Source organism: Neisseria sicca, from assembly GCF_017753665.1.
Lineage (GTDB): Bacteria > Pseudomonadota > Gammaproteobacteria > Burkholderiales > Neisseriaceae > Neisseria > Neisseria flava.
Genome location: NZ_CP072524.1, coordinates 1,465,653 through 1,480,549, shown reverse-complemented (window position 1 = coordinate 1,480,549; position 14,897 = coordinate 1,465,653). Strand labels below are relative to the sequence as shown.

General features: G+C 50.3%; 13 protein-coding genes and 1 pseudogene. 5 read left to right on the top strand and 9 right to left on the bottom strand.

Going from position 1 to position 14,897, the window contains the following annotated elements; genetic code table 11:
• Window positions 1-64: 64 nt before the first annotated feature.
• Window positions 65-799 (top strand): fumarate/nitrate reduction transcriptional regulator Fnr, encoded by a 735-nt coding sequence (gene fnr, locus J7445_RS06970; RefSeq protein WP_209282834.1) that lies wholly within the window; start codon window positions 65-67, stop codon window positions 797-799.
• A 72-nt stretch (window positions 800-871) separates the two neighbouring features.
• Here fnr and J7445_RS06965 read toward each other — a convergent pair whose 3' ends face one another.
• The 6 genes from J7445_RS06965 to ampD all read right to left on the bottom strand — a co-directional run bounded on the left by J7445_RS06965 (window position 872) and on the right by ampD (window position 7,678).
• Complete coding sequence (locus tag J7445_RS06965; protein ID WP_244969461.1) at window positions 872-1,153, bottom strand: SRPBCC family protein; 282 nt, start codon at window positions 1,151-1,153, stop codon at window positions 872-874.
• 195 nt (window positions 1,154-1,348) lie between these two features.
• On the bottom strand, window positions 1,349-1,519 hold the full coding sequence (locus J7445_RS06960) for a hypothetical protein (RefSeq protein ID WP_244969460.1): 171 nt from the start codon (window positions 1,517-1,519) through the stop codon (window positions 1,349-1,351).
• A gap of 173 nt (window positions 1,520-1,692) precedes the next feature.
• On the bottom strand, window positions 1,693-2,841 hold the full coding sequence (locus J7445_RS06955; RefSeq protein ID WP_209282833.1) for a putative phage abortive infection protein: 1,149 nt from the start codon (window positions 2,839-2,841) through the stop codon (window positions 1,693-1,695).
• A gap of 160 nt (window positions 2,842-3,001) precedes the next feature.
• Entirely contained in the window at window positions 3,002-5,473 is a 2,472-nt protein-coding gene (ligA, locus tag J7445_RS06950; protein ID WP_209282832.1) for an NAD-dependent DNA ligase LigA, read from the bottom strand.
• 137 nt (window positions 5,474-5,610) lie between these two features.
• Complete coding sequence (locus tag J7445_RS06945) at window positions 5,611-6,867, bottom strand: cell division protein ZipA C-terminal FtsZ-binding domain-containing protein (RefSeq protein WP_209282831.1); 1,257 nt, start codon at window positions 6,865-6,867, stop codon at window positions 5,611-5,613.
• A gap of 238 nt (window positions 6,868-7,105) precedes the next feature.
• Window positions 7,106-7,678 (bottom strand): 1,6-anhydro-N-acetylmuramyl-L-alanine amidase AmpD, encoded by a 573-nt coding sequence (ampD, locus tag J7445_RS06940; RefSeq protein WP_209283363.1) that lies wholly within the window; start codon window positions 7,676-7,678, stop codon window positions 7,106-7,108.
• Window positions 7,679-7,806: 128 nt separating this feature from the next.
• Between ampD and mltG the strand changes: the two genes are divergently transcribed.
• Window positions 7,807-8,802, top strand: a complete 996-nt coding sequence (gene mltG / locus J7445_RS06935) for an endolytic transglycosylase MltG (RefSeq protein WP_209282830.1) — start codon at window positions 7,807-7,809, stop codon at window positions 8,800-8,802.
• Between the two features lie 80 nt (window positions 8,803-8,882).
• On the opposite strand, the gene recJ is transcribed toward mltG, so the two are convergent.
• Both recJ and J7445_RS06925 read right to left on the bottom strand, forming a co-directional pair.
• Window positions 8,883-10,583 (bottom strand): single-stranded-DNA-specific exonuclease RecJ, encoded by a 1,701-nt coding sequence (recJ, locus tag J7445_RS06930; RefSeq protein ID WP_209283362.1) that lies wholly within the window; start codon window positions 10,581-10,583, stop codon window positions 8,883-8,885.
• Between the two features lie 146 nt (window positions 10,584-10,729).
• A complete protein-coding gene (locus J7445_RS06925; RefSeq protein WP_101810438.1) occupies window positions 10,730-11,005 on the bottom strand; it encodes a DUF1289 domain-containing protein in 276 nt (91 codons plus the stop codon).
• A gap of 85 nt (window positions 11,006-11,090) precedes the next feature.
• Here J7445_RS06925 and J7445_RS12545 point away from each other — a divergent pair.
• Window positions 11,091-11,198 (top strand): annotated as a pseudogene (locus J7445_RS12545) (IS5/IS1182 family transposase); the annotation flags it as partial.
• A gap of 309 nt (window positions 11,199-11,507) precedes the next feature.
• A complete protein-coding gene (locus J7445_RS06920; protein ID WP_209282829.1) occupies window positions 11,508-12,473 on the top strand; it encodes an IS30 family transposase in 966 nt (321 codons plus the stop codon).
• 87 nt (window positions 12,474-12,560) lie between these two features.
• Here the strand turns inward: J7445_RS06920 and J7445_RS06915 are convergent, their stop codons facing one another.
• A complete protein-coding gene (locus tag J7445_RS06915) occupies window positions 12,561-12,932 on the bottom strand; it encodes an ACP-like domain-containing protein (RefSeq protein ID WP_003740987.1) in 372 nt (123 codons plus the stop codon).
• 556 nt (window positions 12,933-13,488) lie between these two features.
• Here J7445_RS06915 and J7445_RS06910 point away from each other — a divergent pair.
• A complete protein-coding gene (locus J7445_RS06910) occupies window positions 13,489-14,757 on the top strand; it encodes an Nramp family divalent metal transporter (protein WP_209282828.1) in 1,269 nt (422 codons plus the stop codon).
• Window positions 14,758-14,897 lie beyond the last annotated feature (140 nt).

The following is a 14,897-nucleotide window of genomic DNA, read 5'->3' as shown; positions in this document are numbered from 1 at the left end:
TTGATATGTGTCAATAACTTACTCAATCGGGACCGGATAAAAACCTTAATTTTAAGGGTGTTTTATGACCACACACAATGCTATGCATCAGATGAAAACCCTGTGTTCTTCCTGTTCGCTGCGTGAACTCTGCCTGCCTGTCGGGCTTTTGCCCAATGAGTTTGCACAATTGGACGCGGTCATCCGACAGAGCCGCCGCTTGAAGAAGGGTGAATATCTGTTCCGCACCGGTGAGCCTTTCGCGTCGCTGTTTGCCATCCGTGCCGGTTTTTTCAAAACCACGGTTGCCAGCCAGGACGGCCGCGATCAGGTTACCGGTTTTTTTATGTCCGGCGAACTCATCGGTATGGACGGCATTTGTTCCCATATCCACAGCTGCGACGCAGTGGCTTTGGAAGACAGCGAAGTGTGTGAGCTGCCCTTCACCCACATCGAAGAGCTGGGACACAATATCCCCAGCCTGAGAAGCCATTTTTTCCGGTTGATGAGCCGCGAAATAGTGCGCGACCAAGGCGTGATGCTGCTTTTGGGCAATATGCGCGCCGAAGAACGCCTGGCGGCGTTTTTGCTTAATTTGTCCCAACGCCTTTATTCGCGCGGATTTGCCGCCAACGATTTCATCCTGAGAATGTCGCGCGAAGAAATCGGCAGCTATTTGGGATTGAAACTGGAAACCGTCAGTCGCACGCTGTCTAAGTTCCATCACGAAGGCTTGATTTCGGTCGAACACAAACACATCAAAATCCTCGACTCGCAAACCCTCAAAAAAATGGTATCCGGCTGTTCGCACGCCATCTGATTGATACCGAGACTATTTTTAAACAAAACTCAAAGTCGTCTGAAAAAATTTCAGACGACTTTTTCCATGCCTTTAACTTGTAGCATCTTCAGCATAATCAGCCCATTGGGCAGCCCATTCTTTCAATAAACGGTGGCGTTTTTCAAATGTCCGACGCAAGGTTGGTAATCCGATTAGCCGGTCAACCGTTTTTCCCAGCCCGAAAGTAAATTCCACCGTATCCGTCACACAGGTACGTCCTCCGGAAGATTTGAATTCATGCGTATGGCGGAAGGCGCGGTAAATCCCTTTTAACATTAAGTCGGTAAACGATTGGTTCGGCTCAAGCGAAATGATTTCGGCACGATGCCGCAACCAAATCCCGCATACTGAGACCTTTGCAAAAATAGTCTGTTAACGAAATTTGACGCATAAAAATGCGCCAAAAAAATTTCAATTGACTAAAACCTTCCTAATATTGAGCAAAAAGTAGGAAAAATCAGAAAGGTTTTGAATTTTGAAAATGAGATTGAGCATAAAATTTTAGTAACCTATGTTATTGCAAAGGTCTCATACTCTGTATTTGAAATCCAAAATATCTCCACGCGCCCAGTATTCCTTTTCCGACAGCCATTGCACGTCAAACGGAAACTGACGGGCAAATCCGTGGCGGGAAGTGCAGTAGCGGAATATCGGTTCGAGCGGCGCGTCCAGCCGGACGCTGTGGGTATAAGTCAGCATGATATTGACCGTTGTGGGTAAAGACGGGGATATTGATAAGAGTGGTGCAGTTGGTATCAGTTCATAATGGCATTGAACAGATGGGTTGGTAGTGATAATGGAATAAAGGTCGTCTGAAAATTTTCAGACGACCTTTATCAAGAATGAAGCAAAGAATTTAATGAATTGTTTTTTTAATTCTGTAAAAGACGTATATGTTTCTCTAATATCTTTAATTTTTCATATAAAATATTATTGCTTGTGTAGGAAGAACTGTTAGGATTAAACTGCGCTCGATGAGAATCAAATCCATTTTCATGCTGAATATCACTTTCTAGACGTTTTTTTTCCTCGTTTATTTCTTTAATAAAATTATCTTTTGATATGTTAAAGGATGTTATTTCATTAGATAGGTTACTTTTGCCTAAAGATTCTCTAATGCAATTGGTAGTCTTTGTTAATATTAAATAAAAATATATAAAATCATAGTTGTCGTAATAATTGTTTATTGTAGGTATGGTTAAATGTAGATGTTCTAAAAATTGGTATCTGTTTAGCAGCCCTTGGAAGTTATAAAACGTTTTAAGATTATGTTCTTTAGAGTCTTTATCTAAACTGAGGCAGTTTAAAATAAGCAATTTCAAAATATCATTGGGAATAAAAGAGCGAAGAATGTTGCTATATATTTTCTCTTGTGGATTAATATAATGATTACTAAGTTTTTCCCTTGATTGTTGATTATCGTGAGAAAAATCATTTATAGTGATCTTATTATCTGTTTTTCCTTCTATATCTTTGGATAAACTTAACGATATAAATTTAAGTATTTGAAATAATATGATAAAATATTGTTTTGGTAAGGGGTTTTGGCGAATATTATCTTTTACATAACAATCAATATTAAATTTCTCATCAATGGTAATATTTGTTAGATCAGATATTTTTGCTTCAATAAGGTTTTCAATAATCTTATTATGCTGCTCCAGCAAAGAAAAAAATGTCGATTCAAATTGTTGAAGATTAAAAATCTCTGATTGGCGGCTTTGTTGTTCTACCTGTTTGCGTTGCTGTTCTGCCGCCTGTTTCAATTCTTCGCGCGTTGCTTGCATTTCCTGCGCTTGTTGATGAATGGTGTAGAGCAGGCCGATAAGGGCTAGGAAGCTGATGACGGGGTTCAGCGTGCCGCCCAGATAGTCGCCGAATGTTCCCCATGTGGCGGAGTCGTTAGCAATGGGGAATGTTTTAAAATTGTTGATATATCGTTCTAAAACAAAGATAAATGCTGCAACAGCGATTCCGCCTAATATCCATAATAAGCGATTGGGTTTATTCCCTTTGTCCATAGTTTTTCCTTTTATTTACACCCATAAAGGTCGTCTGAAAATTTTCAGACGACCTTATTTTATAAATTCGAATCAGCAATATCCATGCCGTTGTTTCTGTGTATGGGGAATTGTGATGTGAGGATTTCCTAGTTTAATCTGCGATATGTTTGGCGGGTATTCAGTCCAGCATCGCCAAAAGTTCTTCTTCGCTCAATACTGCGACACCCAAGGCATTGGCTTTTTCCAGCTTGCTGCCGGCGGCTTCTCCGGCGACGACGTAGTCGGTTTTTTTGGACACGCTGCCGGAAACTTTACCGCCTGCGGCTTCGATCAAGGCTTGGGCTTGGTCGCGTTTGAGGGTGGGCAGGGTACCGGTTAACACGAAGGTTTTGCCTGCTACGGCTTCATTGAGGTCGTCTGAAACCGTTGCTTCTTGGTTTTCAGACGACGTTCGGGCGAAGAAAGTTTTCAGGTTTTCGAGCAGGGCGGCGTTTTGTGGTTCGCTGCGCCATGTTTGCCAGTCGGCGGGGAGGGCTTTGTCGGTTTGCAGGCCCTCTATGCTTTTGCCGGCGAGTTCCCATAAGGCTTGGGCTTTGTTTTCGCTGATTTTGAAACCGGGCAGGCGGGCAATCCAGCGTTGCGGCTCGGCGTGGCGGGCAGGCGGGATGGTAACGGCTTGGGTTTGCGGGGCAACGCCTGCGGCGAGCAGCTCGTCTATCATCGCCTGTTGCGCGTCTTGGGCGAAGAAGTGGGCGATGGAGCAGGCGACGACGGTGCCGATGTCGGGCAGGCAGGCGAGGATGGGTTCGGGTGCGCGGCGGACGTGTTCCAATGAGCCGAATGCCTGCGCCAGCGTTTTGGCGGTGCGTTCGCCGACGTGGCGGATGCCGAGCGCGAACAGGAAGCGGGCGAGTTCGGGCGTTTTGCTGGCTTCTATGCCTGCGAGGATGTTTTCCGCCCACTTGGTTGGTTGTTTTTTGCTGTTTTGGGTGTTTGATTCAGACAGGTCGTCTGAAACCGTTTCGGCGTCGCCGTTTTCGTTTTCAGACGACCCTTTATCTGCCGTTTCCTTCATTTTTTGCAAGGTCGGGATGTCGAGGCGGTAGAGGTCGGCGAAGTGGCGGACGAGGTCTTGGGCGACAAGCTGCTCGATTTGTTTTTGACCGAGTCCGTCGATGTCCATGGCTTTGCGCGAGGCGAAGTGGATTAAACCTTGCGCGCGTTGTGCCTGACAAAGCATGCCGCCGCTGCATCGGGCGACGGCTTCGCCTTCTTCACGTTCGATTTCGCTGCGGCAGATGGGGCAATGGGTCGGCAGGCGGTAGGGCTTGTGGAGCGGAACGGATTGGGTTTGGTTTGCGGACGGTGTTTCGGCAAACAGGTCGTCTTGCTGATGCTTGAGGTCGTCTGAAACGGCAACGGCGGTTTCCTGCATCGGGCGGCGTTCGAAAATCACGCGCACGACTTCGGGAATCACATCTCCGGCGCGGCGCACGACGACGGTATCTCCGACGCGCACGTCTTTGCGCGATAATTCGTCCTGATTGTGCAGGGTGGCGTTGGTTACGGTTACGCCGCCGACGAATACGGGTTGCAGGCGGGCGACGGGGGTAACGGCTCCGGTGCGCCCGATTTGCACATCGATGGCTTCAACGATGGTTAGGGCTTCTTCGGCGGGGAATTTGTGGGCAATCGCCCAGCGCGGCGCGCGGGAGATGAAGCCGAGTTCGCGTTGTTGCGCCAAGCTGTTGACTTTGACGACCATGCCGTCGATTTCGTAGGGCAGCTCAGGGCGTTTTTGCTGCATTTGTTCGTAAAACGCCAATACTTCGTCGATATTTTTGAAACAGCCGAAATTGCCGTTAGGCAGGCTGAAACCGAGCTCTTGGAAATAGGCGAGTTCTTGGATGTGTTCTTCCGCGACGAAACCGCCTTGCTGGCGGGCGACGGAGTAGGGGAAAAAGTGCAGTTTGCGCTGCGCGGTAATACGAGAATCGAGTTGGCGCAGGCTGCCGGCGGCGGCGTTGCGCGGATTGGCAAAGGGTTTTTGCCCGTTTTCGGCTTGTCTTTTATTGAGGGCGGCGAAATCGGCTTTGAGCATCAGCACTTCGCCGCGCACTTCGATGAGTTCGGGCGTATTTTCGCCGTGCAGCCGCAAGGGGATGTTGGCGACGGTTTTGACGTTTTGGGTCACGTCTTCGCCCGTCGTGCCGTCGCCGCGTGTTGCTGCCTGTACCAATACGCCGTCGCGGTAGAGCAGGCTGATGGCGAGGCCGTCGAATTTGGGTTCGATAACGTATTCGGGATTACCGCCGTCCAAGCCGTCGCGCACGCGTTGGTCGAAGGCGTACATTTCGGCATGGTCGAACACGCCGTTTTCATCTTGCGGGGAGAAGGCGTTGGTCAGCGACAGCATCGGCACTTCGTGGCGCACTTCAGCAAATCCCGCCAAAGGCTCACCACCGACGCGCTGGGTCGGGCTGTCGGGCAGTTTGAGCTCGGGATAGTTTCGTTCCAACGCTTCGAGTTCGCGGAACAATTTGTCGTATTCGGCATCGGGTACGCTGGGCGCGTCGAGAGTGTAGTATTCGTAGGCGTAGCGGTTGAGGAGGTTGGTGAGGTGGCGGATGTGTTGTGCGGTTTGATTCATGGAGAAGGGTTTTCAGACGACCTTTGTCTGATACGGGCAAAGGTCGTCTGAAAAATGATAGGTTGAAAACAGCTGAATTTTACCCGAAAAAAAGCGGATATGCCGTAACGACATATCCGCTTTGATTGGATTCGATTTTAGGAGAACAGGCGCAAGGCTTGTTTGCTGCTGGGTTTGATGCCGACTTTGAGCATTTCTTCCTGACGCGCCAAGACGTAATTGCGAATGTCTTTGAGCCATTGGGTAGAAACTTCTTCCATTTTGTCGTTGACCAAATCCAAGCCCAACTGACCGGAGAGGCGTACCGCCAAGTCCATGAAGAGGTCGAAGGTTTTTTCGCCGGCGGGCGCATGAGGGATGTCGAGCAACATGCTGAAGCCTTTGTAGGACTGGTTGTCCAAAAGGGCGTTGGTAAACGCGTCGCCTGTGAGGCTGTGGATGGCAAACATCGGGCTGCCGGTTTGTCCGGTGTAGTGGAATGCGCCGTCTTCGCCCAAAACAAAGCCGAGGTTTTCAACAGAAGCGCGGAGTTCTACACCGCTGATGTTGCTGTGTGAAACCAAGTGGATGGCAATGGTTTGATCGACGCGGGCACAGAAGGTATCCAATGCCTGCGCGACTTCGGTAAATGCCGCCAAATCGGTGTGGAGGACTTTGCCGCCCATCAGTTGGGCGAAGGTGTCAACCTGTTGGTTGAACTGTTGCAATTCTTCTTGAGTTGCCAAACCGTTGCGGCTGACTGCTTGCAGACCGACGACGAAACCTTGGTAATACACGCTCGGAATCGGTTCGGCAACTTGGAAGCGGTCGTCCATGGTGCAGCCGATGATTTGGAAGCGGTGGCGGTTGGACAGACGGGGCAGGGCGTGCAGCTCTTGCGCTTCGGAAAGGGCGATGTAGGCGAGGTAGTCGAAGCGCGGGTCAAACCACGGCAGCTCGACTTGAGACAATTCGTCCAAGCTGACCAAAGGCTGGTTGGCGGCGGACGGCAGGTTGACCGGCTCGTCGCTGGCGGTTTGGGTGGTGATTTCGTTGTTCAGACCGATGACGGTATGTTGTACCGGCTCGTCGGTAAAGTCGTCTTCAATCGCCAACTCGACATCGGTTTTGATGGCGGAAGGTTTGGCGAGTTTGGCTTTGGCGGCGAAGATTTCGTCTTGTTCTTGCAGATTGCGCAGCGCGGCTTCTTGGGCTTTGTTCGCTTTTTTGACGAACAGGCCTTTGCCGCCGGATTCTTTGCCGTCGCGCACATGGCTGGTTTTACTGTTCAGGAGCGCGTCTTTGTCGGAGTGACCGAACTGTTCGCGCACCTGTTTGCGATATTGGTTTTCTTGATACATATTGTAGGCGATGACGGCAAGGATGACTGCCAAGCCTAAGACGATGAAAATCATGGGTAATCACTTTTTTGTAAGAGCGGCATTCCGTCTTCGTTGCCTTTAGGCGGGTTTGCCTTTGGGCAGTATGCGGAATTGTATTGCCGCGAGTAAGTTCGTCGGAGTCGGATACGGATTGTCCCGTATGGATGCTCGATTATAACGAAAATAAACTTTTCTGACAGCAAATGCCGCGAATGATAGCCCAAAATGGGACCGGGTCGTCTGAAAAATGCTATATGGCATTTTTGAGCGATTAACGGACAACAGGAAAACCTGCCGCCTGCAATCTTTGCCAGTCGAAAAAGTGGCCGGGGTCGGTTTTGCGGTCAGGGGCGATGTCCTGATGACCGGTAACGGCGGTGATGGGGTAGTGTCCGACCAAGGCTTGCAGCAGAGTTTCCAGAGTTTGATATTGTGCTTCGGTAAACGTCTCGAAATCGCAGCCTTCCAATTCGATGCCGACCGAAAACGCATTGCATTTTTCACGTCCGCGAAAAGACGACACGCCCGCGTGGTACGCCATATCGTCGCAGGAAACGAACTGCACCGCCTCTCCGTCGCGGGTAATCAGAAAATGGCTGGAAACGCGCAAGGTGTGGATGACGCTGAAAAACGGATGCTCGTCGGGATTGATGCGGTTGGTAAACAGCTTTTCCACCGCGCCCGTTCCATATTCGAAAGGCGGCAGCGAAATATTGTGTAAAACCACCAGCGACACGGCTTCTGATTCTGCCCGCGGTTCGAAGTTCGGCGAAAACGCGCGGCGCGCAGGCTGCCACCAGCCTTGTTGCCAGTCAATGTCTTGGTATTTGGACGGAAGATTCATATTCAGACGACCCTTTGTTTCAGACGACCACTGAGGCGGAAAAAACATACGTCGGGCGGGTGCGCGAGGAAGAGGGCGCGCATTTCAGTTATACTGTCGCCCGACGTTCACAAATCAAAAATCCTACCATGCTGAAAAAAATGTTGAAATGGTTTGCGGTATTTTTTGTTGCCGTTGCCGCCGTGTTCGCCGCCTTGCTGTTCGTTCCCAAAGACAACGGCAAAGCATACCGTATCAAAATCGCAAAAAACCAAGGCATCTCTTCCGTCAGCCGTACGCTTGCCGAAGACGGAATCGTTTACAACCGCCACGTTTTGGTCGCAGCCGCCTACATGATAGGCGCACACAACAAACTCAACGCCGGCTCGTACCGCCTCCCTTCCAACATTTCCGCCTGGGGCATTTTACAGAAAATCCGCAACGGCAGACCCGATGCCGTTACGGTTCAAATCGTCGAAGGTTCGCGTTTTGCCACCATGCGTAAAATCATCGACAACACGCCCGACATCGAACATAAAACACGCGGCTGGAGCGATGCGGAACTCATGCAGGCGATTGCCCCCGACGCGCTCAGCAGCAACCCGGAAGGCCAGTTTTTCCCCGACAGCTACGAAATCGACGCAGGCAGCAGCGATTTGCAAATCTACCAAACCGCTTATCAAACCATGCAACGTCGTCTGAACGACGCTTGGGAAGATCGCCAAAGCGGATTGCCCTACAAAAATCCGTATGAAATGCTGATTATGGCGAGCCTGATTGAAAAAGAAACCGCCCACGAAGACGACCGCGCCCATGTTGCTTCCGTATTCGTCAACCGCCTCAACATCGGCATGCGCCTGCAAACCGATCCGACCGTGATTTACGGTATGGGCAGCGCGTATAAAGGCAAAATCCGCAAAGCCGACCTCCAGCGCGATACGCCGTATAACACCTACACCCGCAGCGGTTTAACCCCGACGCCCATCGCCTTGCCGAGCAAAGCCGCCCTTGAAGCTGCCGCACATCCGTCGAATGAAAAATACCTTTATTTCGTTTCCAAAATGGACGGTACCGGCTTGAGTCAGTTCAGCCATAATCTGGAAGAACACAATGCCGCCGTACGCAAATATATTTTGAAAAAATAAGCCGAACTAAGCTTCAAAAGCATAAAGGTCGTCTGAAACCTGATCTTCGGTTTCAGACGACCTTTTATCTTTCGCAAGCCTTAAGCTGCTTCCCAGTAATCGATGTAAAGCTGCAATTCCATCTGATTGCGCCACTCGTTTGCCACAGGGCGGTAAACCGTGCGGATGTATTCGGGGATGTCTTCGCTGCACCGCCAAAACATGGCTTCAAATTCGTAGCCGTCTTTTTGCAGCCAGACTTTTTTATGTTTGCCCTCCGCGCCCAAAGGTTGCTGGCGGATGACGTGAAATTCGTCGGTAAAGCTCGGCGGCGCGAAGCCTTGTCCCCAAACATGGCGGGCGAGGTTTTGTGCCTGTTCCAACGTGATGTCGCAGGCTTTCAGGCTGCCGTCGGTGATGAAGGTTTGCGATAAGTCGTCTTCGCAGACCATTTCGCGCACGGCTTCTTCAAAGGCCGTCTGAAACGCGGGAATGTTGTGTTCGAGTATGCTCAAGCCCGCCGCCATCGCGTGTCCGCCGAATTTCAAAATCAAATCAGGGTGGCGTTTGGACACCAAATCCAAAGCGTCGCGCAGGTGCAGGTTGGGAATGGAACGCCCCGATCCGCGCACTTCGCCGTTGTCCGCCGGAGCGAATACGATGGTCGGGCGGTAGAAGCGGTCTTTGAGGCGGCTGGCGACGATGCCGACCACGCCTTGATGAAAATCGTCGCGGTAGGCGACCAGGGTCGTCTGACCTGAAGGCAGACTTTCGGGAAAGGCGTTCAACGCGTCTTGCAACATGGACTGCTCGATTTCGCGGCGTTCAATGTTGAGGTCGTTCAACTGCGCCGCCAATGCCTGCGCTTCTGCGTCGTCGCGCGCCAACAGGCAGGCAATGCCGACCGACATATCATCGAGCCGTCCGGCGGCATTAATGCGCGGACCCAGTGCGAAACCCATATCGAAAGGCTGCGCTTTGCGCCAGTCGCGCCGCGCCACTTCAAACAAGGCGCGGATGCCGGGACGCATCTTGCCGGAGCGCATCCGTTTTAAACCTTGCGACACGAGGATACGGTTGTTGTGGTCGAGGGGAACGACATCGGCGACGGTGCCGAGTGCGACCAAATCCAAAAGTTCGCCCAGATTCGGTTCTCTGAGGTTGTCTGAAAAATAATCGCGGCGGCGCAATTCGGCACGCAACGCCATTAACACATAAAAAATCACGCCCACGCCCGCCAAGCTTTTGCTGGGGAAGCCGCAGCCTTTTTGGTTCGGATTGACGATGATGCAGTCGGGTATGGTTTCGGCGGGCAGGTGGTGGTCGGTTACGATCACGTCCAAACCCAATTCCTGCGCCCGCGCCACGCCTGCGATGCTGGCGATGCCGTTATCGACCGTAATCAGCAAATCCACACCTTGCGCGGCGGCGATTTCGGTAAGTTCGGGCGTTAAGCCATAGCCGTGTTCGAAACGGTTGGGCACGAGGAAATCCACCGCCGCGCCCATCGCCGCCAAGCCGCTCATGCCGACGGAGCAAGCGGTCGCGCCGTCGGCATCGTAGTCGGCGACAATCAGGATTTTTTCCTTGCGTTCGATGGCATCCGCCAGACGGCGGGCAGCGGCTTCGCAATGCGTCAGCGATTGATAAGGCAGAAGGCCGGCGAGTTTGTCGTCCAATTCGGCGGGACTCTGCACATCGCGCGAGGCGCACAGGCGGGCTATTAAAGGGTCGGCGCCGGCGGTGAGCAAATCATCGAGGACGTTTTGGTTGACGGGGCGGGTTTGGATTTTGACGGGCATGGTGTGCGGACGGGGTATAGTTGTATTTGAGGGGATGTATTTTAAGGCGGGAAAGGTCGTCTGAAAACCTAAAAGCAAACCAAAATCTGCTGCCTAGTTTCAGACGACCTTTTATTGCGAAGGACAGGGAGAAACTTTTTCTCGTTTTAAGTTTCCGGAACAAAGTTGTCGTCAAACAAATTGTCCTGCTGTATTTCTTCCCATTCGTCCTGTTGTCTCAGCAAATCAAGTTTTTTGTTGCGGATTTTGGTTTTGCGCATATGCAGCAGGCGCATGACTTGGTGCTTTTGGTCGTCCGTCATTTGCTGCCAAAAATGCCTTTCTTCGCGGCTGCGCAGGCAACCTTTGCAATAGCCTTTTTCGTTGGCTTCGCATACGCCGATGCAGGGGCTGGGGATGGGGAAGAAATCGGGTTGTTCCATGATGCGGGTATTGAGAGGTCGTCTGAAAGAGTATAGCCAAGGAGTAAGGTTTCGGCTATGTATGGTTGTCGTTCAGGAAATTTTTTATAGTGGATTAAATTTAAATCAGGACAAGGCGACGAAGCCGCAGACAGTACAGATAGTACGGCAAGGCGAGGCAACGCCGTACTGGTTTAAAGTTAATCCACTATATTTTGATACTCTGCTGAGCGATGAAGAGCGCCATGCTGATCTTAGTTTTACCGTCGCAGGATAATAATGCGCTTCCTCATTAAAATTTAAAACTCAAAAAGGCTTAGCTTGACGATACGCTGACTGTGCTGAATTCATCAGCGGTATATCTATTTTACACGACCGGATAAGTAGCTGAAATCGGATTGAAAGATTTTAAAAGGACAGATAAAACAATAGGTCGGCGGATTCGCATTTGAAGTGCAACTTTCCCTAACAGAAAAAGGCCAGTATGCGGTAGCATACGGCCTTTCCTGCAAGAAAGATTGCCATGAGCTACACACAACTGACCCAAGACGAACGATACCATATCCAATACCTGTCCCGCCACTGCACCGTCACAGAAATCGCCAAACAGCTTAACCGCCACAAAAGCACCATCAGCCGCGAAATCAGACGGCACCGCACCCAAGGGCAGCAATACAGTGCCGAAAAAGCACAGAAGCAGAGCCGGACTATCAAACAGCGTAAGCGAAAGCCCTATAAGCTTGATTCGCAGCTGATTCAACACATCGACACCCTTATCCGCCGCAAACTCAGTCCCGAACAAGTATGCGCCTACCTGCGCAAACATCACGGGATAACACTCCACCACAGCACCATTTACCGCTACCTCCGCCAAGACAAAAGCAACGGCGGCACCTTGTGGCAACACCTCAGAATATGCAGCAAACCCTACCGCAAACGCTACGGCAGCACATGGACCAGAGGCAAAGTGCCCAACCGCGTCGGCATAGAAAACCGACCCGCCATCGTCGACCAGAAAGCCCGCATCGGCGATTGGGAAGCCGACACCATCGTCGGCAAAGGACAGAAAAGCGCATTACTGACCTTGGTCGAACGCGTTACCCGCTACACCATCATCTGCAAATTGGACAGCCTCAAAGCCGAAGACACTGCTCTGGCAGCCATTAGGGTATTAAGGGCACATAAAGCCAGAGTCCACACCATCACCATGGACAACGGTAAAGAATTTTACCAACACACCAAAATAGCCAAAGCATTGAAAGCGGAGACTTATTTTTGCCGCCCCTACCATTCTTGGGAGAAAGGGCTGAATGAGAACACCAACGGACTCATCCGACAATATTTCCCCAAGCAAACCGATTTCCGAAACATCAGCGATCGGGAGATACGCAGGGTTCAAGATGAGTTGAACCACCGGCCAAGAAAAACACTTGGCTACGAAACGCCAAGTGTTTTATTCTTGAATCTGTTCAAACCACTGATACACTAGTGTTGCACTTGAAATCCGAATCCAAGGTCGTCTGAAACCTTGTTTAGATTTCAGACGACCTGTTTTAAATCTCAAATCGTTCCGTTATTAGCGGTCGATGTTAACAGGTTCGCAGTTTTTCACGATGAAGCGGTTGCGTGAGTCGGTTACGCCCACAACTTCGGAAGTGGTGTGGGTGTTTTTGTCGATGTAACCGGCAGACATAGAGAAGCCGCGTTTGTTGGTGAAGGTTGTACCAGTGCTGTCTGATTGGCGTTTGTCAACGCGCAGGCTGATTTGTTTGCCTGCTGCATTTGCAGATGCGCCTACTGCATTACCACTGCGGTCAAATTCGTAAACGACATTCAGTTTTTTACCGTTGTCGCATTTGTAAGGAACGTAGCCAGCAGGAGCGGCAGCGGCAGTCATGGAAACACCGGCAGTCAGAACGGCTACAATAGCGGCAGATAAGAATTTCATCTGGTATTACTCCATAAAGTGAGAAAAGAGTGATGTGTGGCGTGGACTATCCGGCGCCATCCTTGCTTTGTTTTGAAAGCAGAACATATTTTATCCGTTCCGAAAAAATATACAATATGCAGATATGCAAAGCTATACAAAGAAATTTTCGGGAAGGGTTATTCTGGTTGTACGAAATTAAATAAGTTGAAAATTTATCATAACAAAATAACTTATTTTATTGTTTTTCTTTTATTTTCGGGTATTGATTTTTTTATAAAAGTTTATCATCAAAGTAAGTACCTGAAAGCCTCTGCACAACACTAACCCCAAATTAGATATTAAGTATGTTGTTTTTCGGGTGCTGCCCTGATTGGGTATAAAAAGCGATACAAGGTCGTCTGAAAAAGGTTTCTAGCCACAAAATGCTGATAATTGGATATTTTCGATTCGGTACAGCTTATTTTTAACATATTTCGGCATGAAATATCCGAAATGTCTGTTAGATAATCTCTTGATTTACGTTAAAATACGCCTTTTTTTTGTGAAGGTCGTCTGAAAAAAGACGGAGAGAATGATGTCTGAACAACACACACACGCTTCGACTTGGAAAAGCAAAATCAACGCTCTGGGGCCTGGAATCATGATGGCTTCGGCGGCGGTCGGCGGCTCGCACCTGATTGCCTCGACGCAGGCGGGCGCGCTTTACGGCTGGCAGCTTGCATTGATTATTATTTTGACCAACCTCTTCAAATACCCGTTTTTCCGTTTCAGCGCGCATTACACGCTGGATACGGGCAAAAGCCTGATTGAAGGCTATGCGGAGAAAAGCCGCGTTTACTTGTGGGTATTCTTGATTTTATGCGTCGTATCGGCAACGATTAACGCGGGTGCGGTCGCCATCGTGACCGCTGCCATCGTCAAAATGGCAATTCCTTCGCTGACGCTGAATGTCGGCGCAATCTCCGCGCTGATTATGGCTTCCTGTCTGATTATCTTGGCGAGCGGACGCTACAAAGCCTTGGACAACGTTTCCAAAATCATCATCGTCAGCCTGACGATTGCCACAGTCGCCGCCGCCGCCATCGCCATGTCGCGCGGCATGCAGATGAAGCCCGACTTTATCGAACCTACCCCATGGACACTGGCAGGCTTGGGCTTCTTAATCGCGCTGATGGGCTGGATGCCCGCGCCGATTGAAATTTCAGCGATCAACTCATTGTGGGTTACTGAAAAACAACGCATCAATCCTTCCAGTTACCGCGACGGTATTTTCGACTTCAACGTCGGCTACATCACCAGCGCGGTGTTGGCAGTCGTCTTCCTCGCCTTGGGCGCGTATGTGCAGTACGGCAACGGTGAGGCAGTGCAAATGGCAGGCGGAAAATACGTCGGTCAACTGATTAATATGTACGCCGTCACCATCGGCGACTGGTCGCGTCCGATGGTTGCATTCATTGCCTTCGCCTGTATGTACGGCACGACGATTACCGTAGTGGACGGTTACGCACGCGCGATTGCCGAGCCGGTGCGCCTGCTGCGTGGCAAAGACAAAACGGGCAACGTCGAACTGTTTGCCTGGAACGTTTGGGTCGCAGGTACGGGTTTGGCAGTGATTTTCTGGTTCAACAGCGCGATGGCGGAGCTGCTCAAATTCGCCATGATTACCGCCTTCGTTTCTGCCCCCGTGTTCGCTTGGTTGAACTACCGCCTCGTCAAAGGCGACAAACGCCACAAGCTGACGGCAGGTATGGACCTCCTCGCCATCCTCGGCTTGATTTACCTGACCGGGTTTACGGTATTGTTCCTATTGAACCTGACCGGCATCTTGGCTGCACCTAAGTAAGCCAGATCAAAACAAAGGTCGTCTGAAAACCGGATTTTGGTTTTCAGACGACCTTTTTGTTATGGGTTTGGTTTGGGGAAGAAGTTATTTATTGGTATAGGTGAATGATATTACGAATTTCATGATTATAATCAATAATT

What these genes read in the sequence shown, in the direction of transcription:
- J7445_RS06925 (WP_101810438.1), bottom strand. Translation starts at nt 11,005, where the DNA reads ATGGAACAACCCGATTTCTTCCCCATCCCCAGCCCCTGCATCGGCGTA.
- recJ (WP_209283362.1), bottom strand. Translation starts at nt 10,583, where the DNA reads ATGCCCGTCAAAATCCAAACCCGCCCCGTCAACCAAAACGTCCTCGAT.
- J7445_RS06920 (WP_209282829.1), top strand. Translation starts at nt 11,508, where the DNA reads ATGAGCTACACACAACTGACCCAAGACGAACGATACCATATCCAATAC.
- fnr (WP_209282834.1), top strand. Translation starts at nt 65, where the DNA reads ATGACCACACACAATGCTATGCATCAGATGAAAACCCTGTGTTCTTCC.
- ampD (WP_209283363.1), bottom strand. Translation starts at nt 7,678, where the DNA reads ATGAATCTTCCGTCCAAATACCAAGACATTGACTGGCAACAAGGCTGG.
- J7445_RS06945 (WP_209282831.1), bottom strand. Translation starts at nt 6,867, where the DNA reads ATGATTTTCATCGTCTTAGGCTTGGCAGTCATCCTTGCCGTCATCGCC.
- J7445_RS06955 (WP_209282833.1), bottom strand. Translation starts at nt 2,841, where the DNA reads ATGGACAAAGGGAATAAACCCAATCGCTTATTATGGATATTAGGCGGA.
- mltG (WP_209282830.1), top strand. Translation starts at nt 7,807, where the DNA reads ATGCTGAAAAAAATGTTGAAATGGTTTGCGGTATTTTTTGTTGCCGTT.
- J7445_RS06960 (WP_244969460.1), bottom strand. Translation starts at nt 1,519, where the DNA reads ATGCTGACTTATACCCACAGCGTCCGGCTGGACGCGCCGCTCGAACCG.
- ligA (WP_209282832.1), bottom strand. Translation starts at nt 5,473, where the DNA reads ATGAATCAAACCGCACAACACATCCGCCACCTCACCAACCTCCTCAAC.
- J7445_RS06910 (WP_209282828.1), top strand. Translation starts at nt 13,489, where the DNA reads ATGTCTGAACAACACACACACGCTTCGACTTGGAAAAGCAAAATCAAC.
- J7445_RS06915 (WP_003740987.1), bottom strand. Translation starts at nt 12,932, where the DNA reads ATGAAATTCTTATCTGCCGCTATTGTAGCCGTTCTGACTGCCGGTGTT.